Origin of the sequence: Pseudomonas fluorescens, from assembly GCF_000968015.1 — a bacterium.
Classification (GTDB): domain Bacteria; phylum Pseudomonadota; class Gammaproteobacteria; order Pseudomonadales; family Pseudomonadaceae; genus Aquipseudomonas; species Aquipseudomonas fluorescens_W.
Genome location: NZ_LACH01000001.1, coordinates 21,159 through 37,471 on the forward strand (window position 1 = coordinate 21,159; position 16,313 = coordinate 37,471).

The 16,313-nt window shown below is 60.1% G+C and carries 16 protein-coding genes and 1 pseudogene; 8 read left to right on the plus strand and 9 right to left on the minus strand.

Features of this window, described 5'->3' with window-relative positions; translation table 11 throughout:
• Positions 1–26 precede the first annotated feature (26 nt).
• From hisI to VD17_RS33000, 8 genes and pseudogenes are all read left to right on the plus strand, one after another.
• Complete coding sequence (hisI, locus tag VD17_RS00100) at positions 27–428, plus strand: phosphoribosyl-AMP cyclohydrolase (RefSeq protein ID WP_046052146.1); 402 nt, start codon at positions 27–29, stop codon at positions 426–428.
• Positions 421–753, plus strand: coding sequence for a phosphoribosyl-ATP diphosphatase (locus tag VD17_RS00105; protein WP_008047820.1), 333 nt, complete (start codon positions 421–423; stop codon positions 751–753). The genes hisI and VD17_RS00105 overlap by 8 nt, the downstream gene beginning before the upstream one ends.
• Positions 754–778: 25 nt before the next feature.
• Positions 779–1,051, plus strand: a complete 273-nt coding sequence (locus tag VD17_RS00110) for a twin-arginine translocase TatA/TatE family subunit (RefSeq protein WP_033055338.1) — start codon at positions 779–781, stop codon at positions 1,049–1,051.
• A 10-nt stretch (positions 1,052–1,061) separates the two neighbouring features.
• A complete protein-coding gene (gene tatB / locus VD17_RS00115) occupies positions 1,062–1,505 on the plus strand; it encodes a Sec-independent protein translocase protein TatB (RefSeq protein ID WP_046052147.1) in 444 nt (147 codons plus the stop codon).
• On the plus strand, positions 1,502–2,296 hold the full coding sequence (tatC, locus tag VD17_RS00120; RefSeq protein ID WP_046052148.1) for a twin-arginine translocase subunit TatC: 795 nt from the start codon (positions 1,502–1,504) through the stop codon (positions 2,294–2,296). Before tatB ends, tatC begins: the two co-directional genes overlap by 4 nt.
• Positions 2,293–3,000, plus strand: coding sequence for a 16S rRNA (uracil(1498)-N(3))-methyltransferase (locus tag VD17_RS00125; protein WP_046052149.1), 708 nt, complete (start codon positions 2,293–2,295; stop codon positions 2,998–3,000). The genes tatC and VD17_RS00125 overlap by 4 nt, the downstream gene beginning before the upstream one ends.
• A 221-nt stretch (positions 3,001–3,221) precedes the next feature.
• Positions 3,222–4,280, plus strand: a pseudogene (locus VD17_RS32995) (methyl-accepting chemotaxis protein); the annotation flags it as partial.
• A gap of 144 nt (positions 4,281–4,424) precedes the next feature.
• The gene (locus tag VD17_RS33000) at positions 4,425–5,138 is read left to right on the plus strand and encodes a methyl-accepting chemotaxis protein (RefSeq protein ID WP_440130551.1); all 714 of its coding nucleotides are present in this window, start codon (positions 4,425–4,427) and stop codon (positions 5,136–5,138) included.
• A 157-nt stretch (positions 5,139–5,295) separates the two neighbouring features.
• Here the strand turns inward: VD17_RS33000 and VD17_RS00135 are convergent, their stop codons facing one another.
• From VD17_RS00135 to VD17_RS00175, 9 genes are all read right to left on the minus strand, one after another.
• Positions 5,296–6,030 carry an amino acid ABC transporter ATP-binding protein gene (locus VD17_RS00135; RefSeq protein WP_046045596.1) on the minus strand — a complete coding sequence of 245 codons (735 nt, stop codon included), beginning with the start codon at positions 6,028–6,030 and terminating at the stop codon, positions 5,296–5,298.
• Positions 6,023–6,982 (minus strand): amino acid ABC transporter permease, encoded by a 960-nt coding sequence (locus VD17_RS00140; RefSeq protein ID WP_046052151.1) that lies wholly within the window; start codon positions 6,980–6,982, stop codon positions 6,023–6,025. Before VD17_RS00140 ends, VD17_RS00135 begins: the two co-directional genes overlap by 8 nt.
• A gap of 129 nt (positions 6,983–7,111) precedes the next feature.
• Positions 7,112–7,909 carry a transporter substrate-binding domain-containing protein gene (locus VD17_RS00145; RefSeq protein ID WP_046052327.1) on the minus strand — a complete coding sequence of 266 codons (798 nt, stop codon included), beginning with the start codon at positions 7,907–7,909 and terminating at the stop codon, positions 7,112–7,114.
• Positions 7,910–8,117: 208 nt separating this feature from the next.
• Positions 8,118–10,688 (minus strand): glucans biosynthesis glucosyltransferase MdoH, encoded by a 2,571-nt coding sequence (mdoH, locus tag VD17_RS00150; RefSeq protein WP_046052152.1) that lies wholly within the window; start codon positions 10,686–10,688, stop codon positions 8,118–8,120.
• Positions 10,681–12,537, minus strand: a complete 1,857-nt coding sequence (locus VD17_RS00155) for a glucan biosynthesis protein G (RefSeq protein WP_046052153.1) — start codon at positions 12,535–12,537, stop codon at positions 10,681–10,683. The genes mdoH and VD17_RS00155 overlap by 8 nt, the downstream gene beginning before the upstream one ends.
• Positions 12,538–12,858: 321 nt before the next feature.
• The gene (gene dtd / locus VD17_RS00160; protein ID WP_008149496.1) at positions 12,859–13,296 is read right to left on the minus strand and encodes a D-aminoacyl-tRNA deacylase; all 438 of its coding nucleotides are present in this window, start codon (positions 13,294–13,296) and stop codon (positions 12,859–12,861) included.
• Positions 13,293–14,264, minus strand: a complete 972-nt coding sequence (gene pip / locus VD17_RS00165; RefSeq protein ID WP_046052154.1) for a prolyl aminopeptidase — start codon at positions 14,262–14,264, stop codon at positions 13,293–13,295. Before pip ends, dtd begins: the two co-directional genes overlap by 4 nt.
• A 113-nt stretch (positions 14,265–14,377) precedes the next feature.
• On the minus strand, positions 14,378–15,298 hold the full coding sequence (locus tag VD17_RS00170; RefSeq protein ID WP_046052155.1) for an alpha/beta hydrolase: 921 nt from the start codon (positions 15,296–15,298) through the stop codon (positions 14,378–14,380).
• Positions 15,298–16,245: a choline ABC transporter substrate-binding protein gene (locus VD17_RS00175; RefSeq protein ID WP_046052156.1), complete on the minus strand. Its 948-nt coding sequence runs from the start codon at positions 16,243–16,245 to the stop codon at positions 15,298–15,300. Before VD17_RS00175 ends, VD17_RS00170 begins: the two co-directional genes overlap by 1 nt.
• Between the last annotated feature and the right edge of the window lie 68 nt (positions 16,246–16,313).

The window sequence follows — 16,313 nt, forward strand, 5'->3', positions numbered from 1 at the left end:
TGTCGGGCCCGCTGTCGGAGTCGAAGATGAAAAACTGGCTGGACGAGATCAAGTGGGACGCAGATGGCCTGGTGCCGGCGATTGCCCAGGATCACAAGACCGGGCGCGTCCTGATGATGGCCTGGATGAACCGTGAAGCGCTGGAACTGACCGCTGCCGAGAACCGCGCCATTTACTGGTCACGTTCCCGTGGCAAGCTATGGCGCAAGGGCGAAGAGTCCGGTCACGTGCAAAACCTGCATGAGATGCGCCTGGACTGTGACGCCGACGTGATCATCCTGATGGTCGAGCAGATCGGCGACATCGCTTGCCATACCGGCCGTCAGAGCTGCTTCTACCGCGTCTTCGAGAACGGCGACTGGACAACTGTCGACCCGGTGCTCAAAGATCCGCACGCTATCTATTCCTCAGGACACACCCATGAGTGACACGCTGACCCGTCTGGCCGAAGTGCTGGAAGAGCGCAAAGGCGCCGCCGCCGACAGCTCGTATGTCGCCAGCCTGTACCACAAGGGCTTGAACAAGATTCTGGAAAAAGTCGGCGAAGAGTCGGTCGAAACCATCATTGCCGCCAAGGATGCCGCCATCAGCGGTGACTGCAGCGATGTGATCTACGAAACCGCCGATTTGTGGTTCCACAGCATGGTCATGCTCGCCCAACTGGGGCAGCATCCACAGGCTGTACTCGATGAACTGGACCGTCGTTTCGGTCTGTCCGGACACGCCGAGAAAGCCTCGCGTCCGTCCGCCTGAACAACTATTAGAGAGGAGCAGCGACATGGGCATTTTTGACTGGAAACACTGGATCGTCATCCTGGTTGTTGTCGTGCTGGTGTTCGGCACCAAGAAACTGAAAAACCTGGGCACTGACGTGGGTGAGTCGATCAAGGGCTTCAAAAAAGCCATGAACGATGACGAAAAACCGGCCGATCCGACCGCAACGCCGTCCCAACCGGTACCACCGGTTCAGCCGCAGAACTCGGTGAACCAGCCGCACACCATCGACGTGCAGGCGCAAAAAGTCGAAGAGCCGATCCGCAAAGACGTGTGAGCACTGACTAATGTTTGGTATCAGCTTCTCTGAACTGCTGCTCGTCGGCCTCGTGGCCCTGCTAGTGCTGGGCCCCGAGCGTCTGCCGGGTGCTGCGCGCACCGCCGGCCTGTGGGTCGGCCGTCTGAAGCGCAGCTTCAACGCGATCAAACAGGAAGTTGAACGTGAAATCGGTGCCGACGAGATTCGTCGGCAGCTGCACAACGAGCACATTCTGTCGCTGGAGCAGGAGGCGCGGAAGATTTTCACGCCGACTCAGCAGGAGGCTACACCGGTTCAGCCGGTTGAACCCGTGGCAGAGCAGACGATTCTTGCTCCCGCCGCTGCGCCTGTTGCAGTGGCTGCGGAACCTGCGCCCGTTGTTGCAGCGCCCCCGGTTGAACCTGTTACGCCTGCGGCTGCGCCTGTTGCGTCGGCCCCTCATGACCCAACACTGCCGCCGCGAGCCCCATGAGCGATCTCCCAGAAAACGACCAGCACATGCCGCTGGTTTCGCACCTCACCGAGTTGCGTACCCGCCTGCTGCGCTGCGTAGCGGCGATATTCATCATCTTCGCCGGGTTGTTTGCCTTCACCCAGCAGATCTACACCTTCGTCTCCACGCCGCTGCGCCAATACCTGCCGGTAGGCGCGACGATGATCGCCACCGACGTGTCATCGCCGTTCCTGACGCCGCTCAAGCTGACCATGATGGTCTCGCTGTTCCTGGCCATCCCGGTGATCCTGCATCAGATTTGGGGCTTTATCGCACCGGGCCTGTACAAGCATGAAAAACGCATCGCCGTACCCTTGCTGGTATCGAGCATCATGCTGTTCTATGCCGGCATGGCGTTCGCCTATTACCTGGTGTTCCCGCTGATCTTCAAGTTCTTCGCCGCAGCCACCCCGGCCGGCGTGGAAATGATGACCGACATCAGCAGCTACCTCGACTTCGTCATGACGCTGTTCTTCGCTTTCGGCGTGGCGTTCGAGATCCCCGTAGCCGTGGTGCTGCTGGTGTGGATCGGCGTGGTCGACGTCAAATACCTGAAGAAGATCCGCCCGTACGTGGTCATCGGCTGCTTCGTGGTCGGCATGATCCTGACGCCACCGGACATCTTCTCGCAGACGCTGCTGGCCGTGCCGATGTGGCTGCTGTTCGAGATTGGCATCCTGTTCGGCGGCCTGATCAGCAAACGCGGCGAACATCCGGACGACCAGCAGGCCGACGATCACAACGACCAGCCGCCAGCGACCCAACCGTGAACCTGTTGCTCCTCGAAGAAGCCGATTTCATTGCGGCTGACCGGGTGATCCTGCGCGATCGCCGGTTGACGCACATGCAGGAAGTCCATCGCTGTGTCGTCGGCGACAGCATGCGGGTCGGGCGTATCGGCGGGCTGATGGGCTCGGCCGAAGTGCTGCGCCTGGACGCCGATGAGGCCGAACTGCGCGTCACCCTCGACCAGCCACCACCGGCCAAGCTGCCGCTGACCCTGGTGTTGGCGCTGCCACGACCGAAAATGCTGCGTAGGGTGTTTCAGACCGTGGCGGCCATGGGTGTGCCACGAATCATTCTGGTGAACAGCTATCGCGTCGAGAAGAGCTTCTGGCAAACCCCGTTCCTGGAGCCCGAGGCGATTCGCGAGCAGTTGATTCTCGGCCTCGAACAGGCCCGGGACAGCGTGCTGCCGGAAATCGTCATTGAAAAACGCTTCAAGCCGTTCGTCGAGGATCGTCTGCCGGCGATCACCGAGGGCACCCTCGGCCTGGTCGGCCACCCCGGAAATTATCCACCCTGCCCTCGCGGCCTGGACGAACCGGTGACACTGGCCATCGGTCCAGAAGGTGGCTGGATTCCTTACGAAATCGACCTGCTCGGCAAGGCCAGCCTGCAACCGGTGCAGCTCGGCGACCGCATCCTGCGGGTCGAAACCGCCGTCACTGCGCTGCTCGCACGCCTCTTCTAAACCCAGACACTATCCCTGTGGGAGCGAGCTTGCTCCGGGCGGCGATCCGACGATGGCGGACTGCCAGTTAACCCATGCGTTGACTGACCCACCGCTATCACGAGCAAGCTCGCTCCCACAGGAAAATTCGTCGCCCCAACCAATGTGTGCGCCTACAGGTTCCCGCCCGCCAGCCGATACAGTCCCCATAAAACCAACGAATGGTTCGAGGGAGTTGCAGCATGTACCGATGGCTAGCCGAGAAACTGGGGAACGTCAGCGTCAACCGCAAACTGGGTGTCGGCTTCGGTCTGGTGCTGCTGCTTACCTTGTTGATCACCTTCACCGGCTGGACCGGCCTGAGCGGCGTGATGAGTCGCGGCGATAAGCTGGGGTTTATTGCCAGCCTTAATGACCTGACCAAAGACCTGCGCCTGGCCCGTCTGGATTACGAAATGCGTCGCGGCGAACAAGGCCCCGGTGCGGTCAACGATCTGCTCGGCCAACTCGATACCGGCCTGAAAACCGCGCGCACGTTGATCGAACAACCGGCCGACGTGGCCATGATCGACCAGCAACTGGCCGCCGTCAGTGAGTACAAACAAGCCTTCACGGCCATGACCCAGGCTGGTGCCACCCGCGAAGACGCCCGCGGCAAACTCGGCGCCACCGCCGACAACGCAGTGGCCCGTGTTGCCGAAGTTGAAAAATCCATGCTGCAAGGTGACAGCGTCGCCGATTTCAACAGCGTGATCGACCTGAGCAAACTGATCCAGCAAGCGCGCTTCCAGGTTCGCGGTTATACCTACAGCGGTAAAACCGAGGCCGAGAAACCTGCTCTCGACGCCATCGACAACGCGCTGAAAAACCTCGAAAGCCTGCCTTCCAAACTGCCTGAACAGCACATCGCCAACCTGCAGCAAGCGACGGATTCGTTAAAAGCCTACCGCGCCGCCGTCAGCCAGTTCCGCGACTCTCAGGTCGCCAGCGCCGCAGCCCTCCAACGCATGGCCGATCAAGGCCAGATCCTGCGCGACACCAGCAAAAAACTCACCGTGTCGCAAACCATCGTCCGAGACACCGACGCCGCGCACGCCAAAAACCTGCTGCTGCTGGCCACCGTCCTGGCGCTCGCCTTTGGCATGCTTGCCGCGTGGGCCATCACTCGCCAGATTGTGATTCCCCTGAGCCAGACCCTCAAAGTAGCGGAGCGCGTTGCTGCCGGCGACCTGACCCAAAACCTTATCTCTGAACGTCAGGATGAACTCGGTCAGCTACAGCGTGCCATGCAGAGCATGACCCTGGGCCTGCGCGCGTTGATCGGCGGCATCAGTGACGGCGTCACGCAAATCGCCAATGCCGCCGAAGAACTGTCGGCCGTCACTGAGCAGACCCGCGCCGGGGTCAACAGCCAGAAAGTCGAGACCGACCAGGTGGCCACCGCCATGAACGAAATGACCGCCACCGTTCAGGAAGTCGCGCGTAACGCCGAAGAAGCCTCCGAAGCCGCCGTCGCCGCTGACCAGCAGGCCCGCGAAGGTGACAAAGTGGTCGGCGAAGCCATCGCCCAGATCGAGCGTCTGGCCAAAGAAGTCGGCAACTCCACCGAGGCCATGGGTCATCTCAAACGCGAAAGCGACAAGATCGGCAGCGTGCTCGACGTGATCAAATCCGTGGCTCAGCAAACCAACCTGCTGGCCCTCAACGCCGCCATCGAGGCCGCGCGTGCCGGTGAGGCTGGGCGCGGTTTTGCGGTAGTCGCCGACGAAGTCCGCAGCCTCGCTCAGCGCACCCAGAAGTCCACTGAAGAAATTGAAGAGTTGATCGTCGGCCTGCAAACGGGCACCCAGCAAGTGGCGACCATCATGGACAACAGCCGCAGCCTGACCGACAGCAGCGTCGAACTGACCCGCCGCGCCGGTGGCTCGCTGGAAAGCATCACCCGCACCGTGTCGGCGATTCAGTCGATGAACCAGCAGATCGCTGCCGCTGCCGAGCAACAGACGGCCGTGGCTGAGGAGATCAACCGTAGCGTGCTGAACGTGCGCGACGTGTCCGAACAGACCTCGGCCGCCAGTGAAGAGACCGCAGCGTCTAGCGTTGAGCTGGCACGGTTGGGGACGCACCTGCAGATGCTGGTGGGACGGTTCAAGGTTTGAGGTGATGCGAGGGCCTCGGTTCGCTTGGGACCGAGGTGAAGCGATCGCGAGCAGGCTCACTCCCACAGGGGGCAGGTGTCAGACACAAATTTTGTGTGCTCCACCGACCAATGTGGGAGTGAGCCTGCTCGCGATTGCGGTCTAACAGGCGCTGAAGTTAGAGAACCTGGCGCAAGAAGGCCTGAGCCCGCGGATCCTTCGGTGCATCGAAGAATTCGGCCGGTGAAGCGTCCTCCAGCAATTTGCCGTGATCGAAGAACAGCACCCGATCCGCCACTTCCCGGGCGAAACCCATTTCGTGGGTGACGCAAACCATGGTCATGCCTTCCACCGCCAAGGTTTTCATCACGTCCAGCACCTCGCCGACCATTTCCGGGTCGAGCGCCGAGGTCGGCTCATCGAACAGCATGACCTTCGGCTCCATGGCCAATGCCCGGGCGATGGCCACGCGCTGTTGCTGACCGCCGGACAGTCGCGACGGAAACTCGTTGGCCTTCTGCGCAATACCGACCTTTTCCAGCAACGCCAAGGCCTTGGCCTCGCGCTCCTTCTTGCCACGCTTGCGCACGACTTTCTGGGCCAGGCAGAGGTTTTCCAGCACGGTCATGTGCGGGAACAGGTTGAAATGCTGGAATACCATGCCGACTTCACGGCGGTAGGCATTCACATCGGTTTTCGGGTCGGCCAGTTGCAAGCCGTCGATACTCACCGAGCCCGAATCGAACTCTTCCAGGCCGTTGAGGCAGCGCAGGAAGGTCGACTTGCCGGAACCGGACGGGCCGATCACCACCAGCACTTCGCCCTTGGCCACGTGCGTCGAAACGTTGTCCACCGCGCGAACCACGTGGCCGCGGGTGTCGAAAACTTTTACCAGATCGCGAACTTCAATCACTTTGCGCGAGCCTCCGCTCAAGCCGGCTGGCGATTTTCGACAGCGGCAGGTTGATCAACAGGTACAGACCGGCCACGCAGAACAGGATTTCGAACGGCGAGAACGAGGTAGTGATGACTTCGCGGCCGCTTTTGAGCAGCTCGGTAATGGCGATCACCGACACCAGCGAGGTGTCCTTGACCAGACTGATGAACTGGCCGGCCAGCGGTGGCAGCACCCTTTTGAACGCTTGCGGCAGCACCACGTGGCGCATCGACTGGCCAGCGCTCAGACCCAGGGAGCGCGCGGCTTCGTTCTGGCCACGGGCGATGGATTGCACGCCGGAACGGATGATTTCCGCCACATAAGCGCCAGTGAACAGCGACAGCGCGGCGATCCCGGCGAACTCCCGGGAGAGGTTCATCACCGTGCCGATGAAGAAGTAGAAAATGAAGATCTGCACCAGCAGCGGCGTACCGCGCACCAGTTCGACGTAGATCGTCGAGAGATCGCGCAAGGTCGGGTTGCTCGACAGTCGGCACAGGCCCGTGGCCAGGCCGATCAGCAGACCGAGCACTCCTGAAACCACGGACAACCATAAGGTGGTCCAGAGCCCCCACATCAGCGGTCCGGCGGCCCAATGGCGAGTCACGCCAATCACGTCGCCTTCAGCCACGTCATCACCTTGGGCGACTTGCAGGCTGTTGTCGTCGACGGTCAGGCGCTGCTCGACACCGGCATCATTGCGCAGGGTGACTTCAGCCTTGTCGCCCTTGCGCACCAGTTCGCTGACGGTGGAGATATCGGCGGCACGCTGGGATTCTTCGGCGTGATAGGCGAAGTATTGCGGCACACGGTTCCAGCGCCATTCGTAGGACATCAGCGAGGTGGCGTAATACAACGCGCCAGCCAGGCCGATCAGCACCAGCACGGTTAACACGTGCCACGGCCATTGGGCTTTTTTCTGTTTCATTGCAGGTTCCGGATTTGTGTTGCCTTGGAGGCACTCATCGCGAGCAGGCTCACTCCTACATTGGAATGCGCTCCCCTGTAGGAGTGAGCCTGCTCGCGATTGAGGCGACGCGGTCAGTCTGACCGGCGCTTATTCCATGTCCTTGAGCCAGGCGGTGTCTTTGAACCACTTGTCATGGATGCGATCGTAGGTGCCGTCTTCATGGATCTGGCGCAGGAAGTTGTTGATGAAGTTGATGCTGTCGTAGTCACCCTTCTTCAGACCGAAGGCCAGCGGTTCGTAGGTGAACGGCTTGTCGAGGAACACCAGTTTGCCGGCACCGACCTTGTTCACGGCCACGACGTTGTAAGGCGCGTCGTAGATGAAGGCGTCGGCCTTGCCGTTGACCACGTCGAGCACGGCTTCCTGCTCATTGTCGTAGCCGTGGTAGTTGGCTTTGGAGATGAGCTTTTTGGCCACCATCTCGCCGGTGGTACCGAGCTTGGAAGTGATGCGGTAGTCGGCGGTGTTCAGGTCTTTATAGGACTTGATGGTGCCTTCCAGCTCCTTGCGGATCAGCAGGGTCTGGCCCACCACGATGAACGGTTCGCTGAAATTCAGGCGCAGGTTGCGTTCCTGGGTCAGGGTCATGCCGCTGCCGATCATGTCGAACTTGTCGGTGAGCAGGGCCGGGATGATGCCGTCGTAGCCGGTGGAAACCATCTCCAGCTTGACGCCCATGGCCTTGGTCATGGCTTTTAGGAGGTCGACTTCGAAGCCGATGATCTCGCCGCGCTTGTTGGTCATTTCGAACGGCATGTAGGTCGGGTCCATGCCGACTTTCAGCGTGCCGCGCTTGACCGCGTCATCGATGGCACCGGCGTGCGCCGCGTTGACTGCAACCAATGCCGTGACGCCGACCAGCAGCATCGAGAGATACTTCTTCATCATCAAGTCCCCAAAACCATCGCGTTGTGAGGCGCGCAAACCGCAGATTTTCCTTGGAAAACCGGCAGATACGAACAGAAAGTTGTCCGGGCGCACCAATTCGGGGACGGATGCTAACGCACTCGTTCGTTTGCACAAGGGTTTAAGCAGGAATTGTTGTTCGACGCTGATCAGCGCAAAAAAAACCCCGCTTTCGCGGGGTTTTTTATTAGGCCAACTGAGGCTGCGCACTCAACGGCTTGAGCGGCAACAGCGGCGCATGGGGATCGGCTTTCACCGATTTACGCCACGCCTCCAGCCACTCGGATTGACCTTCGTTCCAGATCTGCTCATGCAGGCGACCCAGTGCTACCGGATCACTGAGCAGTTGCACGCGCTCATTGTTGTTCAGACCCTCAGGCCCGACTTTCAGCGCATGACGCACCCGTTCGATCCTCAACCATTCGATAGGCTCGGCCTCACGGTGGCGTGAAGTCGCCAGCGAGCACGCCAAGGCGTTCTGCTGTGGATCGACCACTGCCCGGACGAAGCCGTCGTTCAGTGCATGCCAACGGTTTTCGTGGGTGTACTGGTCAGTCGCCAGCAGCGCCTGTGGCGGATTGTATTCCTCAGGGATCAGGAACAGGCTCTCGTCACGGGACTTGAGGCCCAGGCCAACTCGACTGGAGATCACCGACACCGGAATCGACAGCATCAACGAACCGACGATCGGCACCAGCCACCAGAGGAAGCTCGGGTTCAGCCAGATCACCAACAGGGCCCAGAAGAAGCCCAGCAAAGTTTGCGGACCGTGGCGCTTGACCGCTTCGCTCCATGGTGTGGAGTCGTCGTCACGTTGCGGCGAGTTCCAGGTCGCGGCCCAGCCGAGGAACGCGGCGAGTACGAAGCGGGTGTGGAAAATCATCCGCACCGGCGCCAGCAGCATGGAGAACAGCATCTCCAGCAGCATCGACAGGGTTACCTTGAACTTGCCACCGAACTCTTTCGCGCCTTTGGCCCAGATCAGGATGATGCTCAACAACTTCGGCAGGAACAGCAGCACGACGGTGGTCGAGAACAACGCGATCGCCTTGTCCGGGTGCCATTGTGGCCACAACGGATAGAGCTGACGTGGCTCAAGGAAGTACTGCGGCTCCATCAGCGTGTTGACCGCCAGCAGCGCCGTCGACAGCACGAGGAAGAAGAACCACAACGGCGCCGACAAGTAAGACATCACGCCCGTCAGGAACACCGCACGGTGCACCGGGTGCATGCCTTTTACCAGGAACAGCCGGAAGTTCATCAGGTTGCCGTGACACCAGCGACGGTCACGCTTGAGTTCGTCCAGCAAGTTCGGCGGCAATTCTTCGTAGCTGCCCGGCAAGTCGTAGGCAATCCACACGCCCCAGCCGGCACGGCGCATCAGCGCCGCTTCAACGAAGTCGTGGGACAGAATTGCACCGGCAAACGCGCCTTTACCGGGCAACGGCGCCAGGGCGCAGTGCTCGATGAACGGCTTCATGCGGATGATCGCGTTGTGGCCCCAGTAGTGGGATTCGCCCAGCTGCCAGAAGTGCAGACCGGCGGTAAACAGCGGACCGTACACGCGGGTGGCGAACTGCTGCATGCGTGCATACAGCGTGTCCATGCCCGAAGCGCGCGGCGCGGTCTGAATGATCCCGGCGTCCGGGGTGGCTTCCATCAAGCGCACCAGACTGGTCAGGCAATCGCCGCTCATCACGGAGTCCGCGTCGAGCACGACCATGTACTTGTAATCACCGCCCCAACGACGGCAGAAGTCGTCGAGGTTACCGCTTTTACGCTTGACGCGACGGCGACGGCGACGATAGAAGATCTTGCCGAAGCCCTTGGCTTCACGGCAGACGTCCAGCCAGGCTTGTTGCTCGGCGACGCAGATATCGGCGTCGTTACTGTCGCTGAGGACAAAGAAGTCGAAGCGATCCAGGTTACCCGTGGCCGCAACCGACTCGAAGGTCGCCCGCAAACCGGCAAACACCCGTGGCACGTCTTCGTTGCAGATCGGCATTACCAGTGCGGTGCGAGCGTCCGTAGGGATCGGCTCGTTACCGGCGCTTTTACCGGAAATGCGGTATTTGTCGTGACCGGTGAGCAACTCGAGGAAGCCCATCAGTGCCGTCCAAAAACCCGCCGACACCCAGCAGAACAGAATCCCGAACAAGATCAGGATGCTGGTTTGCAGTGCATACGGCAGCACTTGCGTAGCCGTCTGCGACAGCGGTTGATGCAGCACTTCGTTCAAGTCGACGAACGACCAGCCCTGATACGGCATGATGCCTTTCATGTACCAGCCGGCGACGATGGTCTGGCCGAGCATCAGCACCAGCAGAATGTAGCGGCGGATCGAACCGACGGTGCGCCAGCGAGCAGCCGGCAGCACACGCTCATCCTTCGGCGGGGCCGGCGGATTGGTGCGACCGGTCAGACGACGCCAGCCACGCACCAGAATATTGGTGCGCCACGGCTCCGGCACGACTTTGGTCCGACGAATCGGCGGGGTTGCCCGCAGGCAAACCCGGCCGCTGGCGTCGAGCACCAGCATTTCAGCGTCGGCCAGTTCTTCGGCGGTGTTCAAGGTCAAACGACGCCCCACCGAAGCTTGAGCAGCCTCGGTCGGCGCGTCGAACGTCGAGGACGACAGGCGCTCATGCAATTCGCTGAACGACTTGCAGCCCGCGAGTTCCGCGCGCTGCTCGTCAGTCATCGGCAGATGCGCCAGATACTCGGCAAGAGTCTCTGGCTGTACTTGAGAATTACTCATCGGCAGGCAACTGGTAGCTCCAGGTCTCGGTCAGGACTTCTTCAGTCGGTGCCGATTCCGGTGTGGCTGGGGCCGCTTCGGCAGCAACAGGCTGCTTGGCGTCTTTGTTGTCCTTGTCCTTGGAAACTGCGGCTGGCTTGGCTTCTACCTGCTTGGTTTCAACCTGCTTGGCCTCAGCTTGCTTGGTTTCCTTCGCTTCCTTGGCTTCCTTGGCTTCCTTGTCCAGCTTCTCCTGCTGCCGTGCGGCAATCTTGTCAGCCTTGGCGACGGAAGAATTGGAGGCTGGAGACGATGCTTTGGCCAGGTCGGCAGTCACGATGTTCTTGACCAGAGCAGCACGCATCTCGGTAGGCTTGCCCGGATCCTTGATTTTCATCCGCAGCGTCAGGCGCCAGCCCTTGGTTTCAGGGTTGTAACGGACGCTGTTCTCGACCAGCTCGGCATTCTCGCCAACGCTGACCTGGCTACGAACGTCCGTATCATCCGGCAATGCCGCAAGGGACGGGCCTTCGAAGTCCACCAGATAAGCAACGCTGCCGTCTGGCTGACGAATCAGGTTGGACTGCTTCACGTCACCCGTGGAGCGCAGGGTCTGTTGAACCCAGGCGCTGTCCGGTGCGTGAAGCGCGGCTTCGTCGATAGTCCAGTGCAAGCGATAAGCGACGTCCAGCGGCTGGCCAGGCTCAGGCAGTTTTTCCGGACTCCAGAACGCAACGATATTGTCGTTGGTTTCGTCGGCAGTCGGAATCTCTACCAGATCGACGGAGCCCTTGCCCCAATCGCCTTTTGGTTCGATCCAGGCACTTGGGCGCTTGTCGTAGCGGTCGTCGAGGTCTTCGTAGTGGCTGAAGTCGCGGCCACGTTGCAGCAGGCCGAAACCGCGAGGGTTCTCGATCGAGAAGTTGCTCACCGCCAAGTGTTTCGGGTTGTTCAGTGGGCGCCAGATCCACTCGCCATTACCGGCATGGATCGACAGACCGCTGGAATCGTGCAGTTCACGACGGTAGTTCAGCACTTTCGACGGCTGATTGGCGCCGAACAGGAACATGCTGGTCAGCGGCGCAACGCCAAGCTTGGTGACCTTGTCACGCAGGAACATCTTGGCCTTGACGTCGACAATGGTGTCGCTGCCCGGACGCAGGGTCAGGCGATAGGCACCGGTAGCGCGTGGCGAATCCAGCAGGGCGAAGATCACCAGTTGCTTGTCACCCGGTTTCGGCTGTTGAATCCAGAACTCGGTGAAACGCGGGAATTCTTCGCCGGACGGCAACGCGGTATCGATGGCCATGCCGCGAGCGGACAAACCATAGGTGTGACCCTTGCCGACAACGCGGAAGTAACTCGCGCCGAGCATGGTCATGATTTCGTCTTGCTTGTCAGCCTTGTTGATCGGGTACAGCACACGGAAACCGGCATAACCCAGTTGTTCGGTGGCTTTAGGATCGAACTTCAAGTCGCCGAAATCGAAACGACTTGGATCGTATTTGATCTCTTCGACGGTGTTAGCTGTGATTTCGTTGATTTTCACCGGTGTATCGAAATGCATACCCTGGTGATAGAACGACAGCTTGAACGGGGTCTTCTGATCGGCCCACTCGGCTTTTTCGGTCAAGAAGCGAATTTTTTGATAGTCCGCGAATTTCATCTCGCGGAACTCGTTCGGCAGGTTACTGCGCGGAGCTTCGTACTTCTGCCCGGCCAGCTCTTTTGCCTTGACCGATACATCATCCAGGTTGAATGCCCAAAGCTGACCGGCGCTGAGCAGGCAGAGCAGTGCAGAGCCCGCTACCAGAGCGCTTCGTAACCGTTTGGCAGACAATTTTGGTGCATTACAGGGACTAACAATCACGAGCAACCCTCGCCGAAAACAGATCAAAAAACCAACGGCCAGTTAAAGTGCCTGTGAGGTGTGCGGCATGAAAAAACCGACCCTACAGACCACTCTTGCCAAGTTGGCGAGCATTGTTCCGACTCCTATGGGGCTAAATGATTCCCCAAGAGGTCCAGGACAAGTCTCTACCTAAGTCAAAATGGACCAACGAACGCTGATCCCCGTAGCGCGCGATTATCTAGTAGGCCGCGTTACAACGCATCAGGGGTAACAAAGTATTTATCGCGAAAAACCCCTGTTTTCAGTCGAAAAGCCCTTAAAAACTTGTTTCAAGCGCTTTCAGGTCTGTAACAGGAAGGTTACCGGGCCATCGTTGACCAGGTGCACCTGCATATCCGCGCCGAATCTACCTGATGCCACAGTGCCATGCACCTGTTTCGCTTTGCCTAATAGATAGTCGAAAAGTTCCTCACCCAGGGCCGGAGGGGCCGCGGTCGAAAAACTCGGACGCAACCCGCTCTTGGTATCGGCGGCCAGGGTGAACTGTGAGACCAGCAGCAACCCACCGCCTACATCCGCCAGGGACAGATTCATCTTGCCCTCGGCGTCACTGAACACACGATAGTTAAGCAGCTTCTGCAGAAGTTTGTCGGCGCTGGCCCGAGTATCCTCGGGCTCGACCGCCACCAGCACCAGCAATCCCTGATCGACGGCGCCAACCACCTCCCCCGCTACCTCGACTCGCGCGCCACGCACGCGTTGCAGCAGGCCCTTCATGCTTCTTCAGGGGCCAGGTCGAGCAAACGACGGGCCATCAGATTAGCGGCGCGAACCAGTGCGTCGGTAATGCCAGGTTCGGAGGCGGCATGGCCGGCGTCACGGATCACCTGCAATTCACTGTTCGGCCAGTTCTGATGCAGTTCCCAGGCGTTGTCCAGCGGGCAGATCACGTCGTAGCGACCGTGGACGATCACGCCAGGCAAATGGGCGATCTTGCCCATGTCGCGGATCAGCTGGTTTGGCTCAAGGAACGCATTGTTGGTGAAGTAGTGACATTCGATACGGGCGATGGACAACGCGCGCTGAGGCTCGGAGAAACGATCGACCACCATCGGGTTCGGGCGCAGGGTGGCCGTCCGGCCTTCCCAGGTGGACCAAGCCTTGGCCGCGTGCATCTGGGCAATCTGATCATTGCCGATCAGGCGCTTGTGGAAAGCCGAGAGCAAGTCTTCGCGCTCGTCCAGCGGGATCGGCGCGATGTAGTCCTGCCAGTAATCGGGGAACAGACGACTGGCGCCACATTGGTAGAACCACTCGATTTCCTGCGGACGGCAGAGAAAAATCCCGCGCAGAATCAGACCGTGCACACGCTCCGGGTGGGTTTGCGCATAGGCAAGCGCCAGGGTCGAGCCCCACGAACCGCCGAACAGCACCCATTTATCAATGCCAAGGTGCTGGCGAATTCGCTCAAGGTCGGCGACCAGATCCCAGGTGGTGTTGTTTTCCAGGCTGGCGTGAGGCGTGGAACGACCGCAACCGCGCTGGTCGAAGGTCACAATGCGATACAGGTTCGGATCGAAATACCGACGGCTCTGGGCATCACACCCGGCGCCGGGGCCACCGTGGATGAATACAACCGGCAAACCTTCCGGCGAACCGCTTTCGTCGACATACAGCGTGTGGGTTTCATCGACGGCCAGATCGTGCCGGGCGTGGGGTTTGATCTGCGGGTACAAAGTCTGCATTGCGCGCTCCGTAAGGGGTCGAGGTCATCCCTGGGGGGACTTCTATTATTCTGCCGTCCGGCATCATAAACCCGAATTACGCCAATGAGCATGCCTTGCAGAGTCAGAGTTTTTCAGCCCGTTTTTTCAGACAAATAGCCGAGCAGCGTTTCATAGAGTGCGTCGACCTCGGCGACCTGCCCCCGAGCCCGCAAACAGCCGTGAACCAACCCCTCCCCGTAATAGAGCGTCGCCGACACACCTGCTGCGTTCAGTCGCTCGGTGTAGAGCATGCCGTCATCGCGCAACGGATCGAATTGCGCGACGGCGATCAAGGCCGGCGGCAACCCACTGAAATCCTCGGCGAGCAACGGCATCGCGTAGGCACTTGGCTGTCCAGTGCCGCGCAAGTACAGGGCGTGATAACAATCCAGGTCGCTGCTGCTGAGCAAGGGAGCATCGATGCATTCGCTGCGCGACGGCAATCGGTGATCACCGCCCAGCCCCGGATAAATCAGCACCTGCGCAGCCGGCAATGGCTCCCCCGCATCGCGCAACGCCAAGCACAACGCCGCCGCAAGGTTGCCTCCGGCGCTGTCCCCGGCCACCAGCGTTCGCTCAGGATCGAGCCGGAATGGCCCGGTCCGTAGCGCGCGCCAGACACCCAGACAATCCTCGAACGCCGCTGGAAACGGATGTTCCGGCGCCAACCGATAATCGACGGCAATCACCAGCACACCGAGCGTCGACGCCAGTTCGGCGCAGATGAAGTCGTGGGAATCCAGGTCCCCCACCACCCAACCGCCGCCGTGCAGATACACGATGCACGGGCAACCGTTGGTCGGTGGCGAAACCGGCGGTTGATAAGACCGCACCGGCACACCGGCCAATTCAAAATCGACCACATAAAGCCCGGCGGGACGTGACGGAGTGAACGCCCGGCACATGTCGCTATAAGCCTGGCGCAGACCACCGAGGCTGCTGTCGGTGCTGTTGAAGCTGACGGTTTTCTCGACGAAAGCCGTCATCTGCTCGGATAACGGATAGGAACTCATCAAAGTTTCAAACGGGTCTGAACGGTCGCCACGCCATCCTTGCCATCAAAACTGGTGACACCCGCCAGCCAGCGCTGCAGATCCTCGGGATGATCACGCAACCATTGTTTGGCAACATCCTGCGGCGTCTTGCGCTCCATGATCGGCACCATCAACTGGCTTTCCTGGGCGGCGGTGAAGGTCAGGTTTTCCAGCAGGCGATTCACGTTCGGGCAGCGCTGGGCGTAGTCCGGGGCGGTCACGGTGGAAACGGTGGCGGCGCCTTCGTTCGGGCCGTAAACGTCTTCGCTGCCGGTCAGGTAGGCGATCTTCATATTGATGTTCATCGGGTGCGGGGTCCAGCCGACGAACATCACGAATTCCTTGCGATTCACTGCCCGCTGAACGGCGGCAAGCATTCCGGCCTCACCCGACTCGATCAGTTTGAAATCCTTCAAGCCAAATTGATTGGTCTCGATCATGGTTTTGATGGTGGTGTTGGCGCCGCTGCCCGGCTCGATGCCGTAGATCTTGCCGCCAAGTTGATCCTTGAATTTGGCGATATCGGCGAAGGTTTTCAGACCTGCTGCTGCGACATACTCAGGTACGGCGAGCGTTGCCTGGGCGTCGGCCAGGCTCGGTTTGTCCATCACCTTCACCTGATTGGCGGTCACAAACGGCGCGATGTTTTTGTCCATCGCCGGTTTCCAGTAACCGAGGAAGATGTCGAGGCGCTTGTCGCGGATGCCGGCGAAGATGATTTGCTGCACGGCGCTGGTTTGCTTGCTTTCGTAGCCGAGGCCGTTGAGCAGCACGTCGGCCATGCCACTGGTGGCGATCACGTCGGTCCAGTTGACCACGCCCATGCGCACGGCTTTGCAGGAAGCGTCGTCACTGGCCAGGACGCTGGTGCTCAGCAGAGCAGTGCCGCAGAGGATTGAGAGACAGCGGGTAAACAGTCTTTTCATTGGGAGGATCTCGTGCGGCAGCGGATTATTGTGGGCCCGGTGTCTTTGTGCACCGTGCCCAGAACATT

Excerpts from the sequence above, each read along its gene's own strand:
- VD17_RS00175 (WP_046052156.1), bottom strand. The coding sequence starts at position 16,245 with ATGAAAAGACTGTTTACCCGCTGTCTCTCAATCCTCTGCGGCACTGCT.
- hisI (WP_046052146.1), top strand. The coding sequence starts at position 27 with ATGAAAAACTGGCTGGACGAGATCAAGTGGGACGCAGATGGCCTGGTG.
- VD17_RS00110 (WP_033055338.1), top strand. The coding sequence starts at position 779 with ATGGGCATTTTTGACTGGAAACACTGGATCGTCATCCTGGTTGTTGTC.
- VD17_RS00170 (WP_046052155.1), bottom strand. The coding sequence starts at position 15,298 with ATGAGTTCCTATCCGTTATCCGAGCAGATGACGGCTTTCGTCGAGAAA.
- VD17_RS00105 (WP_008047820.1), top strand. The coding sequence starts at position 421 with ATGAGTGACACGCTGACCCGTCTGGCCGAAGTGCTGGAAGAGCGCAAA.
- VD17_RS00140 (WP_046052151.1), bottom strand. The coding sequence starts at position 6,982 with ATGAAACAGAAAAAAGCCCAATGGCCGTGGCACGTGTTAACCGTGCTG.
- tatB (WP_046052147.1), top strand. The coding sequence starts at position 1,062 with ATGTTTGGTATCAGCTTCTCTGAACTGCTGCTCGTCGGCCTCGTGGCC.
- VD17_RS00145 (WP_046052327.1), bottom strand. The coding sequence starts at position 7,909 with ATGAAGAAGTATCTCTCGATGCTGCTGGTCGGCGTCACGGCATTGGTT.
- dtd (WP_008149496.1), bottom strand. The coding sequence starts at position 13,296 with ATGAAGGGCCTGCTGCAACGCGTGCGTGGCGCGCGAGTCGAGGTAGCG.
- tatC (WP_046052148.1), top strand. The coding sequence starts at position 1,502 with ATGAGCGATCTCCCAGAAAACGACCAGCACATGCCGCTGGTTTCGCAC.
- mdoH (WP_046052152.1), bottom strand. The coding sequence starts at position 10,688 with ATGAGTAATTCTCAAGTACAGCCAGAGACTCTTGCCGAGTATCTGGCG.
- pip (WP_046052154.1), bottom strand. The coding sequence starts at position 14,264 with ATGCAGACTTTGTACCCGCAGATCAAACCCCACGCCCGGCACGATCTG.
- VD17_RS33000 (WP_440130551.1), top strand. The coding sequence starts at position 4,425 with ATGAACGAAATGACCGCCACCGTTCAGGAAGTCGCGCGTAACGCCGAA.